The organism is Variovorax sp. 3319 (genome assembly GCF_031456585.1).
In the GTDB taxonomy this organism is placed as follows: Bacteria; Pseudomonadota; Gammaproteobacteria; order Burkholderiales; family Burkholderiaceae_C; genus Variovorax; species Variovorax paradoxus_P.
This window is the reverse complement of sequence record NZ_JAVDUZ010000001.1, coordinates 360,949-385,746: the sequence shown is the minus strand read 5'-3', so window position 1 is coordinate 385,746 and position 24,798 is coordinate 360,949. Positions and strand designations below refer to the sequence as shown.

The 24,798-nt window shown below is 67.1% G+C and carries 24 protein-coding genes; 7 read left to right on the top strand and 17 right to left on the bottom strand.

Annotated elements, in window-relative coordinates; translation table 11 throughout:
* The first annotated feature begins 5 nt into the window (after positions 1-5).
* Positions 6-629, top strand: a complete 624-nt coding sequence (locus J2X67_RS01850; RefSeq protein WP_309949962.1) for a hypothetical protein — start codon at positions 6-8, stop codon at positions 627-629.
* Between the two features lie 15 nt (positions 630-644).
* On the opposite strand, the gene J2X67_RS01845 is transcribed toward J2X67_RS01850, so the two are convergent.
* Positions 645-1,484, bottom strand: a complete 840-nt coding sequence (locus J2X67_RS01845) for an RNase A-like domain-containing protein (protein ID WP_309949960.1) — start codon at positions 1,482-1,484, stop codon at positions 645-647.
* Positions 1,485-1,659: 175 nt separating this feature from the next.
* On the opposite strand from J2X67_RS01845, the gene dinB reads away from it, so the two are divergent.
* Both dinB and J2X67_RS01835 read left to right on the top strand, forming a co-directional pair.
* Entirely contained in the window at positions 1,660-2,853 is a 1,194-nt protein-coding gene (gene dinB, locus J2X67_RS01840; protein WP_309950818.1) for a DNA polymerase IV, read from the top strand.
* A 5-nt stretch (positions 2,854-2,858) separates the two neighbouring features.
* Positions 2,859-3,551, top strand: a complete 693-nt coding sequence (locus J2X67_RS01835; protein ID WP_309949958.1) for a TIGR02117 family protein — start codon at positions 2,859-2,861, stop codon at positions 3,549-3,551.
* 6 nt (positions 3,552-3,557) lie between these two features.
* Here J2X67_RS01835 and J2X67_RS01830 read toward each other — a convergent pair whose 3' ends face one another.
* Entirely contained in the window at positions 3,558-4,622 is a 1,065-nt protein-coding gene (locus tag J2X67_RS01830; protein ID WP_309949956.1) for a purine nucleoside permease, read from the bottom strand.
* A 122-nt stretch (positions 4,623-4,744) separates the two neighbouring features.
* Between J2X67_RS01830 and J2X67_RS01825 the strand changes: the two genes are divergently transcribed.
* Complete coding sequence (locus J2X67_RS01825) at positions 4,745-6,028, top strand: DNA topoisomerase IB (protein WP_309949954.1); 1,284 nt, start codon at positions 4,745-4,747, stop codon at positions 6,026-6,028.
* On the opposite strand, the gene J2X67_RS01820 is transcribed toward J2X67_RS01825, so the two are convergent.
* Both J2X67_RS01820 and J2X67_RS01815 read right to left on the bottom strand, forming a co-directional pair.
* Positions 5,974-6,651, bottom strand: coding sequence for a hypothetical protein (locus J2X67_RS01820; RefSeq protein WP_309949951.1), 678 nt, complete (start codon positions 6,649-6,651; stop codon positions 5,974-5,976). The genes J2X67_RS01825 and J2X67_RS01820 overlap by 55 nt on opposite strands.
* A 235-nt stretch (positions 6,652-6,886) precedes the next feature.
* On the bottom strand, positions 6,887-7,066 hold the full coding sequence (locus J2X67_RS01815) for a DUF3606 domain-containing protein (protein WP_281149497.1): 180 nt from the start codon (positions 7,064-7,066) through the stop codon (positions 6,887-6,889).
* 16 nt (positions 7,067-7,082) lie between these two features.
* On the opposite strand from J2X67_RS01815, the gene J2X67_RS01810 reads away from it, so the two are divergent.
* Positions 7,083-7,703: a nuclear transport factor 2 family protein gene (locus J2X67_RS01810; RefSeq protein ID WP_309949948.1), complete on the top strand. Its 621-nt coding sequence runs from the start codon at positions 7,083-7,085 to the stop codon at positions 7,701-7,703.
* Positions 7,704-7,724: 21 nt separating this feature from the next.
* On the opposite strand, the gene J2X67_RS01805 is transcribed toward J2X67_RS01810, so the two are convergent.
* From J2X67_RS01805 to J2X67_RS01795, 3 genes are read right to left on the bottom strand one after another with little or no spacing between them, the layout of a single operon-like run.
* Positions 7,725-9,221 carry a class I adenylate-forming enzyme family protein gene (locus J2X67_RS01805; protein ID WP_309949946.1) on the bottom strand — a complete coding sequence of 499 codons (1,497 nt, stop codon included), beginning with the start codon at positions 9,219-9,221 and terminating at the stop codon, positions 7,725-7,727.
* A 3-nt stretch (positions 9,222-9,224) separates the two neighbouring features.
* Complete coding sequence (locus tag J2X67_RS01800) at positions 9,225-10,223, bottom strand: tripartite tricarboxylate transporter substrate binding protein (RefSeq protein ID WP_309949944.1); 999 nt, start codon at positions 10,221-10,223, stop codon at positions 9,225-9,227.
* Between the two features lie 45 nt (positions 10,224-10,268).
* The gene (locus J2X67_RS01795) at positions 10,269-12,596 is read right to left on the bottom strand and encodes an acyl-CoA dehydrogenase (protein WP_309949942.1); all 2,328 of its coding nucleotides are present in this window, start codon (positions 12,594-12,596) and stop codon (positions 10,269-10,271) included.
* Between the two features lie 106 nt (positions 12,597-12,702).
* On the opposite strand from J2X67_RS01795, the gene J2X67_RS01790 reads away from it, so the two are divergent.
* Positions 12,703-13,866: an acyl-CoA dehydrogenase family protein gene (locus J2X67_RS01790; RefSeq protein WP_309949939.1), complete on the top strand. Its 1,164-nt coding sequence runs from the start codon at positions 12,703-12,705 to the stop codon at positions 13,864-13,866.
* Between the two features lie 12 nt (positions 13,867-13,878).
* Entirely contained in the window at positions 13,879-15,240 is a 1,362-nt protein-coding gene (locus tag J2X67_RS01785) for an MmgE/PrpD family protein (protein ID WP_309949937.1), read from the top strand.
* Positions 15,241-15,264: 24 nt separating this feature from the next.
* Here the strand turns inward: J2X67_RS01785 and J2X67_RS01780 are convergent, their stop codons facing one another.
* From J2X67_RS01780 to yaaA, 10 genes are all read right to left on the bottom strand, one after another.
* The gene (locus J2X67_RS01780) at positions 15,265-15,981 is read right to left on the bottom strand and encodes an arylmalonate decarboxylase (protein ID WP_309949934.1); all 717 of its coding nucleotides are present in this window, start codon (positions 15,979-15,981) and stop codon (positions 15,265-15,267) included.
* On the bottom strand, positions 15,982-16,989 hold the full coding sequence (locus J2X67_RS01775) for a tripartite tricarboxylate transporter substrate-binding protein (RefSeq protein WP_309949931.1): 1,008 nt from the start codon (positions 16,987-16,989) through the stop codon (positions 15,982-15,984).
* Between the two features lie 138 nt (positions 16,990-17,127).
* Positions 17,128-18,282 (bottom strand): mandelate racemase/muconate lactonizing enzyme family protein, encoded by a 1,155-nt coding sequence (locus J2X67_RS01770; protein WP_309949929.1) that lies wholly within the window; start codon positions 18,280-18,282, stop codon positions 17,128-17,130.
* A gap of 107 nt (positions 18,283-18,389) precedes the next feature.
* The gene (locus J2X67_RS01765) at positions 18,390-19,277 is read right to left on the bottom strand and encodes a LysR family transcriptional regulator (protein ID WP_309949927.1); all 888 of its coding nucleotides are present in this window, start codon (positions 19,275-19,277) and stop codon (positions 18,390-18,392) included.
* Between the two features lie 17 nt (positions 19,278-19,294).
* Positions 19,295-20,185, bottom strand: coding sequence for a LysR substrate-binding domain-containing protein (locus J2X67_RS01760; protein ID WP_309949926.1), 891 nt, complete (start codon positions 20,183-20,185; stop codon positions 19,295-19,297).
* A gap of 79 nt (positions 20,186-20,264) precedes the next feature.
* A complete protein-coding gene (locus J2X67_RS01755; RefSeq protein ID WP_309949923.1) occupies positions 20,265-21,170 on the bottom strand; it encodes an SDR family NAD(P)-dependent oxidoreductase in 906 nt (301 codons plus the stop codon).
* A gap of 112 nt (positions 21,171-21,282) precedes the next feature.
* Positions 21,283-22,170, bottom strand: a complete 888-nt coding sequence (gene queF, locus J2X67_RS01750; protein ID WP_309949921.1) for an NADPH-dependent 7-cyano-7-deazaguanine reductase QueF — start codon at positions 22,168-22,170, stop codon at positions 21,283-21,285.
* Positions 22,167-23,066: an alpha/beta hydrolase gene (locus tag J2X67_RS01745; protein ID WP_309949919.1), complete on the bottom strand. Its 900-nt coding sequence runs from the start codon at positions 23,064-23,066 to the stop codon at positions 22,167-22,169. Before J2X67_RS01745 ends, queF begins: the two co-directional genes overlap by 4 nt.
* Positions 23,067-23,078: 12 nt before the next feature.
* The gene (locus J2X67_RS01740; protein ID WP_309949917.1) at positions 23,079-23,918 is read right to left on the bottom strand and encodes a 2OG-Fe(II) oxygenase; all 840 of its coding nucleotides are present in this window, start codon (positions 23,916-23,918) and stop codon (positions 23,079-23,081) included.
* Position 23,919: 1 nt separating this feature from the next.
* A complete protein-coding gene (gene yaaA, locus J2X67_RS01735; protein WP_309949915.1) occupies positions 23,920-24,702 on the bottom strand; it encodes a peroxide stress protein YaaA in 783 nt (260 codons plus the stop codon).
* Between the last annotated feature and the right edge of the window lie 96 nt (positions 24,703-24,798).

Genomic DNA, 24,798 nt, shown 5'->3' with positions numbered 1-24,798 from the left:
CGCAATTGGAATCCTGGTTCGCCCATGCCAAGCCGATCGACTCGCTGGAGCCCGAGATCGCTTTTCATTTGCAGGACGCGTTCAGCCCGGTGTGGGGCGGCCCGGCCGAACCGCTCGCCTTGCCCGCGTTTCCGCGCGCCGAGCGTTTGCTGGCGCGCACCTCCGAGGTGGTCGGGCACGAGGCGGAGCTTGCTGCCTACTACGCACAGGTGGCTGCGGCGGCCCGGCGCCACGCACTCGAACTCGACCAGGTGCGGCATTACTTCTGGATGGATCTGCGGCTGGACAACCAAGAAGCCGGCGTTCAGCTGTCGTTCCCCTGGTACGACACCTTTGCCGCGATGGACCACTTTCTTGTTGCCGTGGCCGGGAGCGACGAAGGCATGATCTACGACGACCAGGACCAGGGCTGGGCCATCGAGGTGTGGGCCCGCAACGGCACGCTCTACATCCGCCAAAGCGACCCCGAGGCCGACGATGATCCCGGCCAGGCCGTTGCGCTGCCCAGGGCGGGCCTGCAGGCTCGCATCGCACCGCTGCGCGAGCGCACCGCGAAGATCGTGGCCCAGCTCGCAAAGGAGTTCGGCGCCGACGTGTGGACCACCGGCGAAATGCCTCCACCTCGTTAGCGCAGGCCTCGGAGCTCAGATCGGATAGGCCGTCAGGATGTAGAACGGCTTGCCGTTGTAGCTTTCCATCTTGAGGATGATCCGCACGCCGGAGAGGTCGTTGACGGCCGTGCTGCCAAACTGCACGCCCCGCCCCACCACGTAGCCGAGCACATGCTCGAGCTCCGGCGATTTGCTGCCCGCCGCAGCACTGCGTGACCACGCTTGCACCGCGGCTGCATTGGCGCGCAGGGTCTCGGTAATTGCGCGTTCCGCCGTGGCAAGGTCGGCAAAGGTCGATACGGCCTTGGGACCCGGCCGAGTTGCGGTTCGCACCCTGGCCAGCAGTTGTGCGTCCGCCTGGCCGACGTGCCGCGCCATGGTGTGTCCGCCGAGCCTCGAGCCGGCAGCGGCTTCATGCTCGGCCAGGCGGATGCGGCCGCCGCGCGTCACCGCGATGATGCGGGCGGCTCCGAGCCCCGCGGCCACCACCAGCGGAACGGCCACGTCCACCGCAAGCCCGATGCCGTCGGCCGTTTCGCGCGAGGCCCCCAGCGCCTCGGCTGCCGAGCTGGCGGTGACGGCGGTGGCGGTGCGCTGCGCAGTGCCCGTCCAGACCTGGCGGCCCGACGTGGCCAGGGTATCGAAGCCGTGCACTCCAAGCACCACGCAGCCCGCCTTGGTCACCATCGTGGGCTCGGGCGCCAGGCAGAGCACGCCGGCGCCGACCAGTTCCACGACACCGCCCACCAGCCCGACGGTACCCCAGAGCCGGTTGCTCAGGCTCGCGGACTCGGGCACGTCCTGTCCGCCCAGAACGCCGGCCATCTGCACCGGCGTCAGCGCAATGGTCATGCCTTCGACTTCGTCACTCATGCCAGATCCCTTTCCTTGCCATGCTTTTCGATGCCACCGGGCGGCCTGAACCGCAATCCGCCGCATTCTGGCATGCACATGGCCGCGCGCAGACACGGCCCAGCCGCGAGACAATCGGCGGGTGAGTTCCCAGCCTTTGCCAAAGCCTCCGATCCGCCGCATCGCCCACCTCGACATGGACGCCTTCTTCGCGTCCGTCGAGCTGCTTCGCTATCCGCAGCTCAAGGGGCTGCCGGTGGTGATTGGCGGTGGGCGGCGCAGCGTGGACGAAGCGATTCGCCACGTGCCCGAAGGCGGCACCCTGGCCGACATTCCAGTGGACGCCTTTCCGCGCCTGAAGGACTACGTGGGCCGCGGCGTGATCACCACCGCCACCTACCCGGCGCGGCAGTTCGGCGTGGGCTCGGCCATGGGGCTCATGAAGGCGGCAAAGCTGTGCCCGCAGGCAATCATCCTGCCGGTGGATTTCGAGGAGATCCGCAAGTATTCGCGCACCTTCAAGCAGATCATCAGGGAGGTTGCGCCGCTGATGGAAGACCGGGGCGTGGACGAGGTGTACATCGACTTCACCGACGTGCCCGGCGGCCAGCGCGACGGCGGGCGCTCGCTCGCGCGGCTGATCCAGAAAGCGATCCTCGACGCAACCGGCCTCACCTGCTCCATTGGCGTGGCGCCCAACAAGCTCATTGCCAAGATGGCGAGCGAGTTCAACAAGCCCAACGGCATCTCGGTGGTCTACGAGGACGACCTGCAGACCCTCATCTGGCCGCTGCCTTGCCGCAAGGTGAACGGCATCGGGCCCAAGGCGGACGAAAAGCTCAAGCGCTTCGGCATCGAGACGGTGGGCCAGCTCGCGGCGCGCGAGCGGGACTGGCTCATCCAGAATTTCGGCAAGTCGACCGGTGCGTGGATGCACGAGGTAGCCTGGGGGCGTGACAACCGGCCGGTGGTGACCGAAAGCGAGCCCGTGTCGATGAGCCGCGAAACCACCTTCGACCGCGACCTGCACGCGGTGCGCGACCGCGCCGAACTCGGTGCCATCTTCACCCACCTGTGCGAGAAGCTGGCCGAAGACCTGCAGCGCAAGGGCTACGTGGGCAAGACCATCGGCATCAAGCTGCGCTATGACGACTTCAGGATTGCCACGCGCGACCAGACCATCGACCGCTACACCGCCGATGGCAAGACCATCCGCCAGGTCGGCGGACTGTGCCTGAAGCGCGTGCCGCTGGAGCGGCCGCTGCGCCTGTTGGGCGTGCGCGTGGGCGCGCTGGCCAAGGCGGGCAGCCCCGAGGCGACGGCGCCTGCCGGTACAGGTGCGCCGCGTGCGCCGGCGGACGCCGCCGCCACCACCGCCTCGCTCTTCTGAACTTCATGCCGAACCGCTGGCTCCGGCGCGTTGCCCTCGCACTGCTGGTGCTGCCGCTGCTGGCCGCGGTATACGTGGGCACAGCGTGTGCGCTGATGTTCTGGCCCGCCGATGCAAAGCCTCGGGGTGGCGCGACCACCAATGCGCCCGAAGTGCGGGCGTGGGTCTTGAGCAACGGCGTGCACACCGACCTCGTGTTTCCGGTTCGCTCGGCAACTGTCGATTGGCTGCAGCTCTTTCCGTTTGCACACTTCAAGGCGGTGCCGCCCGATGCGGAGTTCATCGCCATCGGCTGGGGCGACCGCGAGTTCTACCTGAACACGCCCACGTGGGGCGACCTGACCGCGTCGCGCGCATTCGGCGCGCTGCTCGGCGGCAATCGGGCGCTGCTGCACGTTACCTATCTGCGCCGCTCCCAGCTGAAACACAACGCCTTCGAGCTGCCGCTCTCGCAGGCGCAGTACGCGCAGCTCGCGGCCTACGTGCGTGCCGCGCTGCCAGCGGGCCGCGCAACACCGATTGCCGGTGCGCACTATGGCAACGACGACGCCTTCTACGAGGCCGAAGGCGGCTACCACCTCTTCGAAACCTGCAACACCTGGACAGGCAGGGGCCTGCGTCAGGCGGGCGTCACTGCAAGCCGCTGGACGCCCTTCGATTTCAATGTGACGTGGCACCTGCAGCCGGTGCGGCCCTGAACCCGCTCAGGGCCTGGGCACGCCGGCTTGCCATTGCGGCCAGTTGGCCACGATGTGGTCCACCACGCGCGTGCCCACCAACGCGATGTTCTCCACCGTCTCGGCAAATCCGCCGGCCGTTTCGCCCGGGGCCGGGTCCAGGTGCTGCAGCGTGCTTTCCTTCGGGTTGCCCTGGTCGAAGTTGACGGCGCCGCGCAGGCTCATCACGCGGTCGGTGCCGTGGGTGCGCTTGATCACGAGCGTGATGGCGGCGGCTTCCATTTCGGTGATCACGTAGTCGTCGGCGCCGTAGAGCTTGGCGATGTATTGCGCCTGCTTCGACATGCCGGGCCCGTGAAAGAAGGTGTCTCCCGTCATGTGAGTGCCGGTGCCGACGAAGGGCGCGCGCCGCGCTGCCGCATCGGGGTAGCGCAGGCGGTATTTGCGCGCGCCGTCCGAATCTTTCAGCTGCGTGCTCGACGAGAGCTTCATGGCCCAGCCCACGAGATCGGGGTTGAGCTTGAAGCGGCGGTATTCCTCGTAGCCCTTGCGCGGCATGAAGGTGGGCTCACCGGGCTTGTTCTCCTCGGGTGCCCAGCGGTGGCCGAGGTCGTAGTCCACGAGCCAGGTGGCCCAGCTCACCTCGCCGATGGTGCCGCGTGCGGGCGGCGTGCCGGCCACGCCGGAAATCACGTAGTAGGCCTGCGAGAAATCGAACTGCGGGTTCAGCAGGATGGCCTGCATCGACGACGACGAGTTGACCTTGCCCATGCCGAGCACCGCGCCGCACACGCCATCGGCATTGCAATACACCGGCTGCAATGCACCGGGCACGGCCATCGGCGCGGCGCCCTTCCAGTAGCGCTCGTACCAGTGCTGGAACTCGCCGGCGCGGTCGCCGGTGTTCTGGCCGATCTCGAACATGGCTGCAACGAAGACCTTCACCTTGACGGGCGCGGTGGTGGCGGAGGCAGAGCGCCCAACCGGCACCGGCGAGGTGGGCGAAGCGCAGGCAGCAACAAGCAGCGCCGCCCCGCAGGCGGAGAGCCAGCGCACGCAAGAGGACGAGAACGGCCGATGGAAGAACATCATTTTCTTTGGGACTCCAGGAAAGAACAAAGCGCCTCCATCGCACCAGCGGCGATTGCGGCGTCCTACAGGCAGCGATTGTCGGTGCAGGCACAAGCGCAGGGTACCTTCACCACGCAAACCCCATGCCGGCTCGCTCCAGATCGACCACACCGCCCTCCAGACCCTCGCCCACAGCCGCGCCCATTGCCAACGGCCTGGTCTATGTGAACCCCGACATGCCCGGCATCCGGCGCCTGAAGCACGGCGACCGTTTTCGCTACCGCGATGCAAAGGGGCAGTGGGTACGCGACCCGGACGAGCTGTCGCGCATCCGCATGCTGGCGATTCCGCCGGCTTATACGCAGGTGTGGATCTGCCCGCTGCCGAACGGCCATCTGCAGGCGACGGGCATCGACGCGAAGGGCCGCAAGCAATACCGCTATCACGCAGACTGGCGGCTCTTCAAGGACGAGACCAAGTTCGAGCGGCTCGAGGCCTTCGGGCTCGCGTTGCCGCGCATCCGCGCACGCGTGGCGCGCGACCTGCAAGAGGGCAGCAAGGCGGGAGCACCGGGGCGCCAGCAGGTGCTGGGCGCGCTGGTGCGCCTGCTCGACACCACGCTGCTGCGCGTAGGCAATGAAGAGTACGCCAGCAGCAACGGCTCCTACGGCCTCACCACGCTGCGCAACAGGCATGCCGCCGTGCAGGGCGCCGCGCTGCGGCTGCGCTTTCGCGGCAAGAGCGGCGTCATGCACGAAGCCCTGCTGGACGACCCGCGCGTTGCAAAGGTGGTGCGCCAATGCCAGCAACTGCCCGGCCAGGCGCTGTTTCAGTACCAGGACGAAGACGGCGAGCTGCGCAGCGTGTCGTCCACCGACGTGAACGACTATCTGGCCGAAGCATCGCCGGGCGAGCGCTTTACCGCGAAAGACTTTCGAACCTGGCACGGCACCGTGCAGGCGCTGGAACTCACGCGGCTGGCCTGCGAACCCGGCCGCGCCGCCGCAGACGGCAGCCGCTACAGCGCCAAGGAAATCCTTACTGCCGTCGCAAAGCAGCTGGGCAACACGCCCGCGGTGTGCAAGAAGGCCTATGTGCACCCCGCCGTGCTGGCACTGGGCAGCGCGCTCGCGGGAGACGGCGAAGACCCGTCAGCGGAGGTACTGCGAAAGATGTCGGCCCGCACTGCCGCCCGGCGCACGCGCGGCTTGCATGCGGCGGAAGAGCGCCTGCTCGCGTTTCTTCGGTCGCACCGGCAACGCCTGGCGCGCGAACTGCGCGAGGCCTCCAAGGCACGCAAGTCCAACGGCAAGGGCAGCCCCAAGGCCGTGCCCCTGCCCGGCCGGCGTTCAGCGCAACGGCAAAGGCCTGCTCAGCCCGCAGCAAGCGAGAAGCGCACGCTGTCGCGTTCCAGCGCCACTGTGTAGCCCAGGTCTTCGGCCAGGCTTTGCAGCGCAATGGCATCGATGGCCAGCGCGCGCGGCGCACGATGCGCACCTAGCACGGGACTCACGCCGCCGGTTTCGCGCGGCAATGCGGTCAGGCGAAGCGCATCGGCGCCGTCGGCATCGATGCGTATGGCGCCGGCTTCGGAAGCGCTGTCATGAAGATAGCCAAGGCCTCCGAGAAGCAGGTAGCGCAATGCGGCTCCCTGGGGGTGGCGGGGTTCGTCTGCGGTAGGGTCCAGTGCCGGGTCTACGTCGAGCGTCACGCCATGCATGTCGAAGGCCGCGCGCATCAGGCCCACGCATTGCGCCACCAGCGCGCTGCGCGCAATGCCGTCGTCTGCCGTGGCCAGCTCCCAGTCGCGCAGAGAGCGAATACCTTCGACGAGTTCGGACACCTGGTTGTCGATGAGCGCCACGCGCTCTTCGCAGGCGGCGGGGTCGATTGGCGTTGCACCCACCTGCCGCTTGAGCATGAGCAGTGCCATGCGGATGACCGAGACCGGTGCTGCCATGTCATGCCGCAATGCCGGCAAGGCGCGGGTAAGCAGTTCATGGCGCACGCCGGCAGCGATCCAACTGCGGGCTCCTGGCGAGGCCTTCATCGAGCGGCGGGAGCCGAAGGCTTCGCCTCGTTCTGTAGACAGGCCGGCAGGCGGCTGCGGACTGCAGGTTGGGGGACGGCAATGGGCACGTTCACTTTGCGCTTCCTGAAGCGAAGGAAAGTCAAGAAGTATCGGGCCCACCCCGTGAGCCGGGTGTAGGAGCGTACCTACGGTTTCGGCCGCGAACCCCGATGAGGAGGCACCGGCCGCACTGATGAGCCTGGTGACGTGAAAGCTATGGCTTGCCGAGGTAGACGCGCACGTCTTTCACCTCGACGCCCGCAGCGGCGACAGCCGATCGCAGTTGCGCCTCGGTCACGCCCAAGGTCTGGGTCCAGTAGCGCACTTCGTGCGGCTCGTTCACATTGATGCGGCTGCGGTCTTGCGGCCCGCGCTTGGTGGGATCGTCTGCCATGGTGGTTGGATGCTCCTTGATCGGTGTCGACACGATGCATCTGTTTTTTGCACTGCACTGGAGGACGGCGGCGCGGTTGAATGAAGGAAAAGTCCGAGCAGGAGCACGAGCGCAGCGCCGCACGGGGTTGGAGTTGGCGTTGGACATGTCCGAAAGCGGCGCGCGCGCCGATGGCCGCCCGCCTACCTTCGGCGCTCGAACACTCCCGCCTAAGAACCACATGACACCCGAGCAGAACAAACGCACCATTTCCGACGCATGGAAGGCCTTCGCAAGCCACGACCCGGCACGCATTGCCGCCTGGTTCACGGAAGACGCCGAATGGCTCGCCCCGCAGCGCAACGCGACCGCGCTGGCGCTGGTCGTTCCCGACCACATGATCGGACGGAAAGCCATCGTCCAGTTCCTGGCGGAGATGTTCCCGAAGCTTTTCGTCTCCGATGTCACCGTCGATTTCCGCAGCAGGTACTGCGAGGGCGACACCGTGATTGTTGAACTGCGCATGCAGGCCATGCTTGCGAACGGCAGAAAGTACGACAACGACTACTGCTTCATCTTCGAACTCCAAGACGGACGCATCGCCCGCATGCGCGAGTACATGGATACGCGGAAGGGCCATGCCTGCATCTTTGGCTGATGCATGCAGCGCATGAGGTTGCTATCTGCAGCGTGCTTGCAGTTCGCGCTTGAGCACCTTGCCGTTGGCCGTGGTCGGCAATGCGCCGATGACCTCGATGCGCGCCGGGCGCTTGTACGGCGAGAGGTGCTCCACGAGATGGGCCCGCAGCGCGGGCTCGTCCAGCACCGCCCCGGGCTTCATCTCGACGAACGCGACGATCTGCTCGTTGCCGTCGGCCTCGGGCACGCCCACCACCGCGCAAAGGTGCACGCCGTCGAAACGGCCGATCACCGTTTCGATCTCGGCTGGATAAACGTTGAAGCCCGAGCGGATGATCATTTCCTTCAGACGGCCGACCACGAACAGCGCGCCGTCCGCATCGAAGCGCCCGAGGTCGCCGCTCGCATACCAGCCGCCCGGGCGCATGACCTGCGCCGTGGCCGCCTCGTCTCTAAAGTAACCCAGCATCAGGCCGGGGCCGCGCAGCCAGATCTCGCCGGTTTCGCCGGGCGCGACATCGTTACCCGCGGGCCTCACGATGCGCGCCTCTCCGCCTTCCACCACATAGCCCGCAGCCGTGTCCGCGCGCGGAGCTTCGACGCGCGTGAGGAACACCGAGCCCGCGTACTCCGAAAGACCGTAGCCATAGTGAAGCGGCTGGCCGAACAAGCTTTCTATGCGCTGCTTGAGACCCAGGTCGAGCGGCGCTGAACCCGTATAGACGTATCGCAGTGCCGGAAAGCGCACGGCCGCGCGTTCCGCCTCGATGTGCGCGAGCAGGCGCGCATACATCGTCGGCGGGCCGAGCAGGTTCGACACCTGTTCATGCGCGAGCGCGTGCAGCATGTCGGTTGGCGAAAAGCTCGCGCGCAGCACCAGCGCGGCGCCGCCCGTGAGCGCGGCCATGAGCACCGTGCCAATGCCGAAGATATGCGTCATGGGCAAGAAGGCGTAGACCCGGTCGCGCTCGCCCAACGAACGCACGGAGGCCGATACGCGCCCGAAATGCAGCAGACCGCGGTGCGACACCATCACACCCTTCGGCGTGCCCGAGGTGCCCGACGTGAAGATGATGGCGGCCGCATCCGCCAGCGCGGGGTCGGGTTCCGGCCGGGCTTCGGAGCGCACTGCGGAGCGCATCACGCCCGGCAGTGCCGAGGGAACGGCGCCGGCACGGGCCGCGTGCTGCCGCGCCGCCTCCGAAACACCGGTGGTAAAGCAGCACAGCCGCGCATCGGCGCGTTCCGCAATGGCCGCGATTTCGCCGGGCGACATGCGCGCATTGACGCCGCACGACCATGCACCGACACGGCTGCACGCCATGATCAGCGCGATGTGCGCGGCGCAGTTCTCGGCTACCAGCAGCACGCGGTCGGTCGGCCGCACGCCCGCAGCCAGCAGGTCTTGCGCGGCGGCCTCGGCCATGGCCTGCAACGCCGCATAAGTCACGGTGCCCGAAGGCTCGAAAAGAAATGGCGCGTCGGGCGAGCGCGATGCGCGCGCCTCCAGCAGCTCGTGGATTCGGGTGGGCGCCATCGGCTATTCCGCTTCGATGCCCTTGGAGGCGGTGGCCCAGAGCTTTCGGTCGGCCTGGCCCTTGGTGGCCAGCAGTTCCGCAGCGCCCGTCCAGACTTCGTAGCCCTGCTCGCGCAGTCGATTGGCGATGTCTTCGCGCGCCAGCGCCTTGTGCGCGGCCGCATTCAGGCGGGCGACCAGGGCCGGGTCCATGCGCGCGGGGCCGTACAGGCCGAACCAGCCGCCCACGTCGTAGCCGGCCACGCCGGATTCGATCATGGTCGGCACCTCGGGCAGCATGCGGTTGCGCTGGCGCGATGTCACGGCCAGCGCACGCAGCTTGCCCGACTGGATGAACGGCCGCGAGGTGGCGATGATGTCGAACATCATCGTCACGGTGCCTCCCATTACATCGGCCAGCGCGGGCGCGCTGCCTTTGTACGGCACATGCGTCAGCTGCACGCCGGTCATCTTCTCGAGCAGCGCGCCGCTCAGGTGGTTTGATGCGCCGATGCCGGCCGAGCCGTAGAACACCTTGCCCGGCCGCGCCTTCGCGTAGGCCAGCAGCTCGGACACGCTGTGCACCGGCAAATCCTTGTTGACCACCAGCACGTTGGTGTAGTCGACCAGCGGCGCAATGGGCGTCAGGTCCTTCATCGGGTCGAAGGGCATCTTGCGCTGGATGTTCGGGTTGATGGTGATCGTCGGGCTTGCGCCGAAGAAGAGCAGTGCAGCGTCGGGCGCAGCCTTGGCGACCGCATCGCCGCCCACGGAGCCGCTGGCACCTGGCCGGTTGTCCACGATGACCTGCGTGCCGAGCTCCTGGCCCAGTGCAGGTGCGAGCAGACGCGCCGCGCCGTCCACAGGCCCGCCCGCGGAGTAGCCGACGACCAGCTTGATGAGCGGCGGCAGCTGCTGTTGCGGCTGCTGCTGTGCGAAGGCGCGCGAAGGCAGTGCGGCCCAGAGCGCGCTGCCTGCCAGCGCGGCGACGGCTTGCCGCCGTGTGAAGTCCGTGGTTTCCATTGGCTTTGTCTCCTGTTGTTTATTTATTGGGCGAACGCAACCGTTTCAGACAGGCAAGTCGAGCACCTGCCGCGCGAGGATGTTTCGCTGGATCTCGTTGGTTCCGCCGTAGATCATTGCGGCCGTAGAGCCGATCAAAGGCGAGAGCACGTTGAAGGTTTGCCCGTCGAGCACCTGGTCGCCCGCCACGGCGCCCTGCTCTTCCCCGGCCTCTATCAGCAGCGCGCCAATGCGGTGATAGGTTTCGCTGGCCCATATCTTCAGCAGCGACACCGATGCCGGCAGCGGCTTGCCCGCACGCACGATGTTGGCAAAGCCCGTGTAGGCGGCAGACAGGTCGAGCACGTCGAGCCGAAGCGCCGCAAAGCGCTGCGCGAACACCGGGTCCGCAAAAAGTCGACGCGCCTGCGCAAGCCGCGCAAGCTGGCCCAGTGCGTATTGCGACTGCTTGGGGCTACCGAGAAAAATGCGCTCGAAGCCCAGCAGCGCCTTGGCAATCGTCCAGCCGCCGTGCAGCTTGCCAACGAGGTTTTCGGCCGGCACGCGCACGTTGTCGAAGAACACTTCGCAGAACTCGGGCTCGCCCGAGAGCGTGCGGATCGGCCGCACCGTGATGCCCGGCGTGCGCAAGTCGCACAGCAGAAAGCTGATGCCCTCTTGCTTGCGGGCAGCCTTGTCGGTGCGCACGAGCATGAAGATGTGGTTGGCGTCCTGCGCCAGCGTGGTCCAGATCTTCTGGCCGTTGACGATGAAGTGGTCGCCCCCTGCATCGCGCCCCGCCACGGCTTCTGTGCGCAGCCCGGCCAGGTCGGAGCCGGCGTTGGGCTCTGAATAACCCTGGCACCACACGTGCTCGCCGCTCAGTATGCGCGGCAGAAAGCGGCCCTGCTGCTCGGGCGTGCCGTGCTGGATCAACAACGGCCCGATCATCACGATGCCCTGGTCAGGCGTGCGCGCAACGCCGTACTGTTCGAGCTCCTCGATCCACGCAATGAGCTTGTCGGCGGGCAGGCCCATGCCGCCATGCGCCTGCGGCCAAGCCGGGGCAATCCAGCCCTGCTGCGATAGCGTGAGGTACCACTCGCGTATCTCGCTCCAGCGGGCGCGGTGCGAAAGGTAGCGCAGCTGCTGCGGGTAGCGCCGCTGCAGAAAGCCGCGCACCATGCGGCGAAAGTCCGCCTCGGGCATCGCGCTCCAGTCGGCGCTGCGCGGAAACTCGCTCTCCCACTCGGCCGTGCCGGTTCGCGCTTCTTCGCTTTCGGCCAGCATGGCATGGCGGCGCTGGTGCGCGCTGACATTGCCGAGCCACGCCGAAAGGCACAGCGTGCGCTTGTAGTAAAGGCTCAGGTCGCACTCCTGCGTGTAGCCGATGGCGCCATGCAGCTGCACCGCGGCGCGTGAAACCTGCAGCGCCGCGGCGGTGCACCGCGCGTTCACGCGGCTCGCTTCGGCTTCGAGCCGGTCGGCGGCGAGCCCCTGGCTTGCGAGCGACAGCACTTCCGCGAGCGTGGCTTGCGCCACCTCGAGGTGAATGAACATGTCCACGCAGCGGTGCTGCAGCGCCTGGAAGCTGCCGATGGGCTTGCCGAACTGCGAACGGGTGCGCAGGTAGGCCAGTGTTTGCGCGAGCATGGCCTGCCCCAGGCCCAGTAGCTCGGCGGCTTGCAGGATTTGCCCGGCTGCAAGCGCGTGGCGCAGCGCCTCTTGCGCGGCAGGGCCTTCTGCCAGCACCGCTTCGGGCGGCAGCTCCACCTGTTCGAAGCGCAGGCTCGCTGCCTGGCTGCCGTCCACCAGCGGCACCAGGGTTTCGCTCGCGCCGGGCGTGCCGCGCGGCACCCACAGCAGCACCGCGTCGTCGCTGGCCCGTGCCGAAACCAGCCATCCGCTGGCTGCGGCGCCGGGCAGCACCATGAGCTTTTCGCCCTGCAGCAGCACGCCGCCCGCGTGGCCTGCGCGCGGTTCGCAGCCGCAGGCGAGCGGCACGGCGCTCAGGTCGCCCGCGCTCTCCTGCCAGGCCAGCGCGGGCAGGCTGCGGCCGGCTACCAGGTCTGCAAGCAGCGACTGCGCACCCTGCGATTCGAGCCGCCCCAGCAACAGCGCGCTCAGGCCCGCTACCGCGAGCAGCGGCTCGGGCGCCACGTGCTCGCCCGCAGCGCGCAGTATTTGAGCGGCACCCGCAAGCCCCAGGGCCATGCCGCCTGCCGATTCGGGCGCCAGCATGCCGGTCCAGCCCAGTTCGGCAAGCGCGCTCCAGCCTTGCGCCTCGTCGGCATCGGGGTGTTCCATGAGCTCGCGACGGCGCTGGACGGAACGGCTGCGAACGAAGTAGTCGAGCGCTGCTTCGCGTATTGCGGAGAGTGATTCGGTATCCATCGCCGCAGCGTGACAGAACACCCTGCCGCGCGGCATTTGCATTTACCGAAGGGAGGGTTTCGCAATGACAGAACCGCCTCGCGCGGGAGAGGCATAGATTCGATGCATGAACAGCAGCAACGACAACCGCTTTGCGGACATTCGCGACGCCGTGCGCGACCTGTGCGCCGAGTTTCCCAACGAGTACTTCCGCAAGGTCGACGAAGCGCGCGGCTACCCGGCCGAGTTCGTCGATGCGCTCACCAAGGCCGGCTGGATGGCCGCGCTCATTCCGCAGGAGTACGGCGGCTCCGGCCTCGGGCTTACCGAAGCGTCGGTGATCATGGAAGAAATCAACCGCTCGGGCGGCAACTCCGGTGCCTGCCACGGCCAGATGTACAACATGGGCACGCTGCTGCGCCACGGCAGCGAAGCGCAAAAGCGCAACTACCTGCCGCGCATCGCCACCGGCGAGCTGCGCCTGCAGTCGATGGGTGTGACCGAGCCGAGCACCGGCACCGACACCACCAAGATCAAGACCACCGCCGTAAAAAAAGGCGACCGCTACGTAGTCAACGGGCAGAAGGTGTGGATCTCGCGCATCCAGCACTCCGACCTGATGATCTTGCTGGCACGCACCACGCCGCTTGCGGACGTGAAGAAAAAATCCGAAGGCATGTCGATCTTCATCGTCGACCTGCGCGAGGCCATCGGCAAGGGCATGACGGTGCGGCCCATCCTGAACATGGTGAATCACGAGACCAACGAGCTGTTCTTCGAGAACCTGGAGATTCCGGCCGAGAACCTGATCGGCGAAGAGGGCCAGGGCTTCAAGTACATCCTCGACGGACTCAACGCCGAACGCACGCTCATTGCGGCGGAATGCATCGGCGATGGCTACTGGTTCATCGACAAGGTCACTGCGTATACCAAGGAGCGCGTGGTGTTCGGCCGGCCCATCGGACAGAACCAGGGCGTGCAGTTTCCAATTGCCGAGGCTTTCATCGAGATCGAGGCCGCCAACCTCATGCGCCATGAAGCCTGCAGGCTGTTCGACGCGCGCGAGCCCTGCGGTGCGCAGGCCAACATGGCCAAGTACCTTGCGGCCAAGGCAAGCTGGGAGGCCGCCAACGCGTGCCTGCAGTTCCACGGCGGCTTCGGGTTTGCGTGCGAATACGACATCGAGCGCAAGTTCCGCGAGACGCGGCTGTACCAGGTGGCACCGATCTCGACCAACCTCATCCTGAGCTACGTGGCTGAACACATGCTCGGCCTGCCCCGCTCGTTCTGAAGAAACCGACCCATGACCGATTCGAACCATCCGAGCAAGGTGCTCGCCACCTTTGCCGCCGAACTGGAGCTGGCGGACATTCCCGCGCCCGTGCTGCGCCGCACCGAAGACCTGATGCTCGACTGGCTGGGCTCGGTGCTCGCGGCCCGCACCGCGCGGCCGGTGCGCTCCATCGAGCGCTTCGCGCAGATGATGGGCCCCGCTGATGGGCCAAGCGAAATACTCACCTCGCGACGCACCAGCTCACCCGTGTTCGCGGCGCTGGTCAACGCTGCGGCCTCGCACTATGTGGAGCAAGACGACGTGCACAACGGCTCGGTGTTCCACCCGGCCGCGGTGGTCATTGCACCGGCACTTGCCGTGGCGCAGAGCATTGGCGCCAGCGGTTCGCAACTGCTGACTGCTGTCGTCGCGGGCTACGAAGTCGGCATTCGCGTGGGCGAATTCCTGGGCCGCTCGCACTACAAGACCTTTCACACCACGGCAACGGCAGGCACGCTGGCGGCGGCCGCCGCGGTGGGCAGCCTGCTGAAGCTCACGCCGGAGCAGATGCTGCATGCCTTTGGTTCGGCCGGCACGCAGTCGGCCGGGGTATGGGAGTTTTTGCGCGACGCGGCCGATTCCAAGCAACTGCATTGCGCGCATGCGGCTGCCAGCGGGCTCATGTCGGCCTACCTCGCGCAAGACGGCTTCACCGGCGCCGCAAAGGTGCTCGAAGGTGCGCAGGGCCTTGGCGTCGGCATGTCGAACGATGCCGATCCGCCGCGGCTTACCGACCGCCTCGGCACGCGCTGGGCACTGGCCGAAACCTCGTTCAAGTACCACGCATCGTGCCGCCACACCCATCCCGCGGCCGACGCGCTGCTGCAGGTCATGGCGCAGCACGGCCTCAAGCCCGACGACGTGGCCCGCGTGACCACGCATGTGCACCAGGGCGCCATCGACGTGCTGGGCCGCGTCACGGTGCCCGCCACGGTGCACCAGGGCAAGTTCTCGATGGGCACGGTGCTGGGCTTGATCGCCGTGCACGGCCGCGCAGGGCTTGGCGAATTCGACCGCGACTTTCTCGCGCCCGAAGTGGCGGCGTTCCGCGACAGGGTGGCGATGGAACTCGACGCCGAAGTCGATACCGCCTACCCCGCGCGCTGGATCGGCAAGGTCAGCGTGCAGACCCGCGACGGCCGCACGCTGCAGGGCCGCGTCGACGAGCCCAAGGGCGATCCGGGCAACACGCTGAGCCGCGCCGAGATCGAAGACAAGATGCAGCGCCTCGCGCACTACGGCGAGGGCGTCACGGCCGAGGAAGCCAAGGCGCTGTGCCAGCGCATGTGGCAGCTCGAGACCGAGCCGCGCGTCGGCCGCTGGCTCGGCTGAGGGGCCACCCCGTATTTCTGGCGCTCAGGCCTCGGCGAACAGCCGGCCCTGCCCGGCCGAGCGCGCATCGAGGCCCGCGGTGCGCACCAGGTCCCAGAAGCCAGCGGGCGAGCTCGACACCACGGGCAGCCGCAACCGCGCTTCCACCTCGCGCACCGCATCGAGCGTGACCAGCCCGCCGCACGAGATGAGAATGCCGTCCGCCCCGGGCTGTGCATCGAACACCCGCAGGCACAGGTCAACCAGAACCTGCGTGGGCACCTGGCCCACAGCCTGCACGTCGGAGATGGCCAGCCCTTCGAGCGCCAGCGGCTCGAAGTCGCTCTGCTCGAGGTAGCGCCGCAGATGTGCGTTGACTTCGTCGATGTAGGCGGTGGCCACCGCCACGCGGCGCACGCCCAGCTGGCGCAGCGCGCCGACGATGGCATTGCTCATGGTTGTACAGGGCAGGCCGGTAGCGCGTGCCATCTCGACTTCGAGCTGCCGGTTGAACGCGGCGCCGCGAAAGAAGCTCAGCGAGGTGCCCATGAGCGAGACGGCAGAAACGCCCTCTGCCTTGAGTGCCACCGCTTTCTCGACCACCGAATCGATCACCTCGGTGTATCCGCGCGTCGAGATTTCGCCGAGGCCCAGGCCCAGCGCGCTGAAGCGGATGCGGTCGCCGTACAGCAGCGGGCCGTCGACGGGCACTGCGCCGGCTGCTGGCGGCACGATAAGGCCAAGGTGCGGCAGCGAGGTCATCTACTTGCCCTCCGCCACGATGTTCTGCTCGGCAATGATGCGCTGCCAGCGTCTGGTTTCTTCAGCCATGTCCTTGCCGAGTTGCGTGGGCGTGGCGTAGGCGCGCAGCGTGCCTTGCGCAGCGGCGGCGGCGCCGGTCTCGGGCGTGGCGAGCACGGTCTTCACTGCGGCCGAGAGCTTGTCGACGGCTTCGTCGGGCGTGCCGGCGGGCGCAAGCACGAAGATGCGCGGCGCCACGTCGAAGCCCGGCAGCGCATCGGCCAGCGGCGGCACGCTTTCGGCGCCCTCGAGCCGGGCGGTGTTCATGAGCGCAATGGCGCGCAGCTTGCCGGCCTTGGCCTGCGCCATGCCGGCCGTCGCGCTGACCACGCCGATGGGCACCTGCCCGCCGACCACGTCGGGCACGATCTGCGCGGCGCCGCGGTAAGGCACGTGCACCACGTTGCTCCCGGTCGATTGCTTCAGCATCTCGAAGCCCAGGTGCTGCACCGTGCCGACGCCCGAGGTGGCGAAGGAATAGCGCGCCGGGTTGGCCTTGAGTTCTTTCACCAGTTCGGCCGGCGTCCTGGCCGGAAAGTCGTTGCCAGTGACGATCATCAGCGGCGAGACGAAGGCCCCCGCCACGGGCCTGAAGCTGGTGAGCGGGTCGAGGCCGATCTTCGGCTGCAGGAGCTTGGCGATGAGCAAGGCGCTGTCGCCCATCATGAGCGTGTAGCCGTCGGGCGGCGCCTTGGCCACGAAGTCGGCCGCGATCAGCCCGGTGGCGCCGGTGCGGTTGTCGATCATCACCTGCTGGCCGAGCACCGCTGAAAGCCGCGTGCCAAGCAGGCGCGCAACCGCATCGACGCCCCCACCGGCCGAGTAGCCGACAACCAGGCGAATGGGCTTGTCAGGGTAGCTTTGGGCCCAGGCGACGGGCGCGGCGAGCGCGCCCGCAAGGCCGAGGGCCATGGCGGCAAGCAGCGCCTCGCGGCGTGCAGGGCGAACAAGGTCTGTAGCTTTTTTCATCGTGTCTCCAATGGTCATCGATCAGCGGCCGTCTGCGCGGCTCATTCAAGTGCACCCGCGGAACCGGCTTTGCCGGCCCGCCGGGTGCGCCCCCCCCAGTGGGGGAAGCGCCAAAGGCGCTTCGGGGGGCGTCCATGCTCAGGCTTTGCCCTTGCCGCGCGAAGTGGGCAGCTTGGCGAGCTCGCGCACCCGCTCGGCATTGGGCGCAAAGCCCAGGCCGGGGGTTTCGGGCAACTGCAGCCAGCCTTCCTGCGGCACCGGGAGGTCGTCGAAGATCTGCTTGAGCATCTGCACCGCCACGTAGTGGTATTCGGCCATGCCTCCGTTCGATACACCCGCATGCAGGTGCATGTTGTGGAATGGCCAGGCGCCGCCGTTGTCGATCGGAACGTTGAAGGCCTGCGCCATGCCCGCGATCTTCAGGCACTGCGAATAGCCGCCGGAAATGGTCACGTTGGGCTGCAGCACGTCGGCTGCCTGGTTCACCAGCAGGTCGCGAAAGCGGAAGGCCAGGCCTTCGTTCTGGCCGCACGCCAGGGGAATGCTGGTGCGCGAGCGCAGCTGGGCCATTTGCCGCACGTCGTTCTGCGTGAGCGGCTCCTCGAAGAAGCTGATGCCGTAGGGCTCGATGCGGCGCGCGAGTTCGGTCGCGTGGAACAGGTCGAGGCCGCAGTTGGCGTCGACATACAGCTTGACGTCGGGGCCGACCGCCTCTCGCACAGCGGCCACGCGGCGCACGTCTTCCGCAATCACCTCGTCGATGGGCCGCGGCTCGTCGCGACGCGCGAGCGCATGGCCACCGACCGTCATCTTCAGCCGCTGGAAGCCTTGCGAAACCCAGAGCCTGGCTGCGGCGGCAAGCTGGTCGCGCTCGAAGAAACCGAAGCCGAAGGTCGCGTACACCGGCACCCTGGAGCGCGCGCCGCCCAGCAGGCGCCACAGTGGCTGGCCCAGAGCCTTTGCTTTCAGGTCCCACAGCGCGATGTCCAGCGCGGCGATGGTGTGGCTCGCATAGCCGGTCTGGCCGCGGGGAGAGAGCAGCCAGTAGAGCTTGTCCCACAGGCGCTCTGTGGCCATCGGGTCTTCGCCGAAGAGCGCCGGGCCGGCCACCTCGCGCACGGCGGCGGCAATGATCTCTTCTTCGGTGATGGCGGTCATGCCATGGCCGACGAGGCCGGTGTCGGTCTCGATCTCGGTCAGGCACAGGGAGAGCGAGGTCTGCTTGTTCAGCCCCACCACGTCGATGGTGACGGGAATGTTCAGCGGCGTGGCGCTGACGCGGGTGATCTTCAAGAATGTCTCCTTTGCTTGCAGTTGCGCCCTCATTCTTGGCGCGCAGGCTGCAGGGAACAATTCGTTTTTGGCGGACACGAGCCTTCGCGCCGCGCGAAGGCTCGGGCTCAGTCGGGCCGGCCCAGATGCTCCAGCACCGAACGCGCGGCCGCGGTCAGGTCTTGCTGGCGCCGCACGCACAGCAAATGGCGGCGCACCGCCCACGGCGCATCGAGCTTCAGGCAGCGCAGCTTCAGTATCTGCAGCTGCGACAGGACGGCCGCATAGGGCAGCACGCCGATGCCCACGCCCTGCTCCACCATGCGGCAGACCATGTCGAAGCTGCCCACCTGCATGCGCACCTTGAGCGGCACCTGTGCCTCCAGCGCCGCATTCAGCAGCACGCGGTGCAGCGCAGTGCCTTCGCGCACCACGATATGGTCGTGCCGCAGCACCTCGTCGACGCCGATTCGCTTGCGCCTGGCCAGCGGATGGTCGCGCGCGACCACCACGGCCAGTTCGTCGCTGCGGTAGGGCAGGCATTCGAGCGTTTCGGCGGGCGTGTGGCCTTCGATCACGCCGATGTCGGCCAGGCCGGCCTGCACCGCCTTCACAACTTCGGTGCTGGCGCGCTCCTGCAGGTCGATCTTGAGCACGGGATGCAGCCGCAGGAACGAGCCGATCTGCGCGGGCAGGAACTGCGCAATGGTGGACGCATTGGCCGTAATGCTCACCACGCCCGCCACGCCGTTCTGGAAGTCGTCGAGCTCCGCGCCCAGCCGGTCCATGGCCGACAGCACGGCGCGCGCATGCAGCAGCAGCCCGTGCCCGGCCGAAGTGAGCGTGACGCCGCGCGCATGGCGCACCAGCAGGGGCAGCCGCGCGCGGGCTTCAAGGTCGGAGATGCGCTTGCTGGCGGCTGCAAGCGCAATGTGGCAGCGCTTGGCCCCTTCGCTGATGCTGCCGTGATCGGCCACGGCCACGAACAGGCGCAGCGACTTCAGGTCGGCGGACATGGCTGCGCGCGTTTTCTTCAGGACATGACGAGGTGATCGAACAGCTCACGCGCCGAGGCGGGCAGCTGCTCGCGGTTGCGCGCAATCAGCTTGAGTTCGCGCTCGGCCCATGCATCGCTGAGCGCCACGGTCGAAATCTGCATTGCCATCGACAAACGCTGCGCCGAAGAAGCCGGCAGCACGCCAACGCCTACGCCCGCTTCGATCATGAGGCAGATGGCCTCGAAGCTGCTGACCTGGATGCGCGGGTTGAAGCCGCGGCCGGCCAGCTCGGCACGGCGCTGAAGAAAGCGGTGGATGGCGCTGCCATGGTGCAGGCCCACATGCTGCTCATCGAGCGTGTCGGCAAAGGCCACCGAAGGCGCCCCTGCCAGGTGATGCGTCTTGGGCACCACCAGCACGAGCTGGTTGCTGCCGAAGGGGCGCGCGTCGAATTCACCGGTGTGCACGTCGCCCGCCAGAATGCCGATGTCCGCCTCGCCATCGGCCACCGCGCGCACGATTTCTTCGCTCAGGTATTCACGCAGGTCGACCTGCACCGCCGGGTGCTGCGTCAGAAAACCCGCAAGCTTTTGCGGCAGGTATTCGGTAATTGAAGTGGTGTTGGCAAACACGCGCACATGGCCCTTGATGCCTTTGCCAAAGTCTTGCATGTCGCAGCGCAAGTGCTCCATTTGCTGCATTACGCGCTTGGCGTGGTACAGCACCGCCTGCCCCGCGGCCGTCAGGCTTACGCCCTGCGCACTGCGGTGCAGCAGCTTGCCGCCTACGGCTTCTTCCATCTGCTTGATGCGGGTGGAGGCCGCCGCAAGCGAGATGCAGGCTTTTTCGGCGCCGCGGGTAAGGCTGCGCGCATCCGCCACGTAGACGAACAGTTTCAGGTCGAACAGGTCGAAATGCAGGTTCACCGGACAAGCGCGCCAGAAAGGAAACAAGCGTGCATTGTCGGGCGAATGGCGCCGTGCGCGCCGTTCTCGGGGTTTGACCTCAGACCGGGTCCCAGCTGAACACGTCCGCCGAGCGGTCCAGCGGAAAGAAGCTTGCGCGCATGGCGGGCATGGCGTGCTCGGCAATGCTCTCGGGCGTCCAGCCCTCGGAGCGGTGAATGGAACGCACCGGCCGGGGCTGGCTGATGAGCGAGATCTCGTTGTTGCGCACCGAAAAGATCTGGCCGTTGACCGCACCGGCCGCATCGCTTGCAAGGTACACCGCAAGCGGCGCCACCTTGGCGGGCGTCATCTGCTTGATCTTGTCGACGCGGGCGCGCTGCTCGTCGGTGTCGGTGGGAATGGCGCCGATCATGCGGCTCCACGCGAACGGCGCGATGCAGTTTGAACGCACGTTGAACTTGAGCATGTCGAGCGCAATGGATTTCGACAGCGCCGCAATGCCGAGCTTGGCCGCCGCATAGTTGGCCTGGCCATAGTTGCCGATGAGGCCCGAGGTCGAGGTCATGTGCACCATGGCGCCCGAGTTCTGCTCCTTGAAATGCGTAGCCGCGGCGCGGCTCACGTAGTAGGCGCCGTAAAGGTGCACCTTGATCACGGCGTCCCATTCGTCGACGGACATCTTGTGGAAGAAGCGGTCGCGCAGGATGCCGGCGTTGTTGACCACGGCATCGATGCGGCCGAAGCTCTCGACCGCGCATTCGACGATGCGCGCCGCGCTGGCTGCTTCGGCCACGCTGTCGGTGTTGGGCACGGCCTGCCCGCCTGCGGCGCGGATTTCATCGACCACCTGCTGCGCGGGGCCGGCGCTGCCGCCGACGCCGTCGAGCGCGGCGCCGATGTCGTTGACCACCACCTTGGCGCCGCTCTTGGCCATGGCCAGTGCAATGTCGCGCCCGATGCCGCCGCCCGCGCCGGTGACGACGACCACTTTTCCTTCAACCATGTGTGTCTGCTCCAGAAATCCGCCCGCAGTTCACGGGCAATTCCAGAATGCCACAGGAGCCGGCTGGCGAGTTCCGGATTTCCGAAGAGGGGCTTCAGCGGGCCCCTCCCGGTTATTGCCGCGCGGTTCGGATGTTCGGCGGCAGCGCCTGCGGCCAGCTGGTGCGAAACGGATTGATGTCGAGCCCGCCGCGCCGCGTATAGCGCGCATACACGGCGAGCTTGTTCGGTTTGCAGCGGTTCCAGATGTCCGTGAAGATGCGCTCGGCACACGGCTCGTGGAACTCGTTGTGGTTGCGAAAGCTCACGATGTACGCCAGCAGGCCGGCCTGGTCGATGGCAGGGCCGCTGTAGCGGATTTGTACGCTGCCCCAATCGGGCTGGCCCGTAACGAGGCAATTGCTCTTGAGCAGGCGGCTGGTGAGCGTTTCATTCACCGGGGGCTGGGTTGCATCGCTCGACAGCAGCTCGGGCGCGGGCTGGTAGTGGGTGCACTCGATGTCCAGCCGGTCGAGGTCGAGTCCGTCGAGTTCATGCACGGGCTCGCGGTCGAACATGTCGGGTGCGAGCAGCTTCACGCCAATGCCGGCCGATTGGTCGCTGCCGCGCCAGAGCGCCTCACTCAGGTCGGTGCGCATGCGGTCGCGCACGGCGTCGATGCTTGCGAAAGCGGTGCTGTTGAAGCTGTTGAGATACAGCTTGAACGATTTGCTCTCGATGATGTTGGGCGTTTCGCAGGGAATGGTGAAGTGCGCAATGGCCAGCTGAGGCTTGCCGCGCAGGTTGAGCCAGCTCACTTCGAAAGCGGTCCAGAGGTCGGCGCCGAAGAAAGGCAGCGCGCCAGCGGCAATGCCCATGGCCTCGCGCTGGGTGGCACGCGCAATCGGAAAAAGCAGCGTGGGGTCGTACTTGTCGGCGTAGTCCGAGGCACGGCCCAGTTGCGACTGCTCGGGCGTGTTCGGGTTTGCGTTCGGGTTGGGGGGAATGTTGTCCAGGCTCATGGCTTGTGGTGTTCTTCGGCCGCGTGCAGGAACGGGGCGATGTGATTGACGAGGATGGCGCACACCCCGGGCGGCAGGTCGTGGCCCATGCCGGGAATGCTGATGAATTTGGAGCCGGGAATGCGCTTGGCGGTGTCTTGCCCGCAGACCATGGGCACCAGCGCATCGGCCTCGCCATGCAGCACCAGCGTCGGGCACTTGATGCGCGGCAGCACTTCAGGCCGGCGCGAATCGGCGCCAATGGCCAGCATCTGGCGAAACATGCCGGCCGGCCGGTAGGAGCGGCGCATGCTGAAGGTAAGGCGCTCGGCCAGCTCTTCAGTGCTCTGGGGGTACGCGGGGCTCTGGATGAGCCTGAGCAGCTTGATACTGTGCGCCACCAGTTCGGCCTCGCCGCGGCCCAGCGGACGGCGCAGCAGCATGGCGGCCACGTCGCTTCGTGGGCCGGGCAGGCCACGAGCGCCGCTCGAGCTCATGATGCTCACAAGGCTGGTCACACGGTCTGGCGCATCGGCGGCCAGGTGCTGCGCAATCATGCCGCCCATCGAGGCGCCGATGACGTGCGCATGCCTGATGCCGAGAGCGTCGAGCACGCCGAGCGAATCGCGCGCCATGTCTTGCAGCGTGTACGCCGACCGTACCTGCAGGCCGAGGCGCTGGCGAATGCTTTCCCACACGATGTTGCCGGTGCCGGCATGATCGAAGCCCTGGCTCAGTCCGATGTCGCGGTTGTCATGCCGCACCACGCGAAACCCCGCATCGACCAGCGCCTGCACAAAGGGCTGCGGCCAGCCGACGAGCTGCATGCCCAGGCCCATGATGAGCAAGGCGACCGGGCGCCCTTCGCCACCGGTGTCCTCAACCTCGATCTGCAATCCGTTGGCCTGGAGCTTCATGGGTTCGTCTTGTTATTTGAATTCGCGTTCACGCAGCCACTTGGTGGCCACCCATTTTTCGCCGGCGAGCACCGGTGCGCCGCCATGCAGCGTGCGGGTCGCGGGGTCGGGCTCGTCGTAGCTGAAGAACACGCCGGTGCCGCGCACGGGCGCCACTTCCAGTCCCACGTCCGGGAACGTAGTGGCGCCGCCCTGCTCGGGCTCTTGCAGGTACATGACCAGCGTGGCCACACGCTGGCCGCCGCGCTTGAGGATGGTGGGCGTGCCGGGTTCGCCGGGGTCGAAGTAGTCGTAGTGCGGGCGGTATTGGGCACCTGGCGCATAGCGCAGGATTTGCAGGCCTTCGCCAAACTCCACCGGCCACCGCAGGAGCATGGCAATGCGTTGCTCGAGCCGCGAGACGATTTCGTTTTCGCCGCGCTCGAAGAACATGCCGTCGCTGGTGCGGTCGACGTTCAGCACCTCGCCTCCGGTGCGGGTTTCGACGGTGAGCGAGCGCGCAAGCCGCACCCGAGCTGCGGCAATGAGGCCTTCGCACTCTTCGGGCGACACGAGGTTGCCGAAGACGACCACGCGCGGATGCTGCATGGTGTGCAGCACCTGAACGCGGCGGTCGCCCGCGTCGATGTAGAGCGGCGCGCCGTCCAGGTTGGGGCCGGGCATGTCGGTGCGGCGCGGCTTGGCCGCTTCGACATGGGGGAAACCGGCTTCGAGCTGCGCCAGTGCGAGGTCCGTAGTGGAGTCTTGCCAGCCGGCCGCGCGCATCGACGCGCGCAGCGCGGGCACCGAATGCCCTGCCGCGAGCTGCGACACCAGCCATTCCCTCAGCTCAGGGCTGATCGCCTGTGACATATCAAGTCTTCCTCCTGAATACGAGTCTTTCGGCCGTCGAGGCCTCGGCGTCGAAACCATAACCTTCGAGATCGAATTTTTCCAGCGCCTTGGGCGTGGCGGCCTTGTGCAGCACCGCCCAGCGCGCGAGCAGCCCGCGCGCGCGCTTGGCGTAGAAGCTCACGATCTTGTACCTGTCGCCCTTCCATTCCTCGAACACGCATTCGACCACGCGGGCCTTGAGCACTTTCAGGTCGACCGACCTGAAGTATTCCTGCGAAGCCACATTGACCACCACGGGCGTGCGGTCTGCGGCCAAGCGCTCGTTCAGGTGCTCTGCAATGCGCGAGCCCCAGAAGGCATACAGGTCTTTGCCATGCTTGTTGGCAAGCGGCGTGCCCATCTCGAGCCGGTAGGGCTGCAGCAGGTCGAGCGGACGCAACAGGCCGTAGAGGCCGCTCAGGATGCAGACATGCTCCTGCGCCCAGGCCAGCTGCGCGGGCGTGAGCGACCGGGCGTCGAGGCCGCCGTACACATCGCCATCGAACGCGAATGCGGCCTGGCGGGCGTTCTTTGGCGTGCTCTTGCCGGCCCAGGCGTGGTAACGCGCCACGTTGAGGGCCGAGAGCTTGTCCGACAGGTGCATGAGCTGCGAGATCTGCAGCGGCGATTTCTCGCGCAGCAGCCTGATCAGTTCGGCCGAAGGGCCGCGGGGAGCCTCGAAATGGGGTTTGGTGGCGGGGATTTCGTCGGGAACGGGCGTGTCGTAGTCGAGCGACTTCGCAGGAGAGAGCAGAAACAGCATCGCGGAATTATCGGGCGCACGGGTGACGGGGTACCTCCCCGGTAAAATCGCCGCCATTCCCACCCTGTGACCGACGGCACCCGCGGGTGCCGTTTT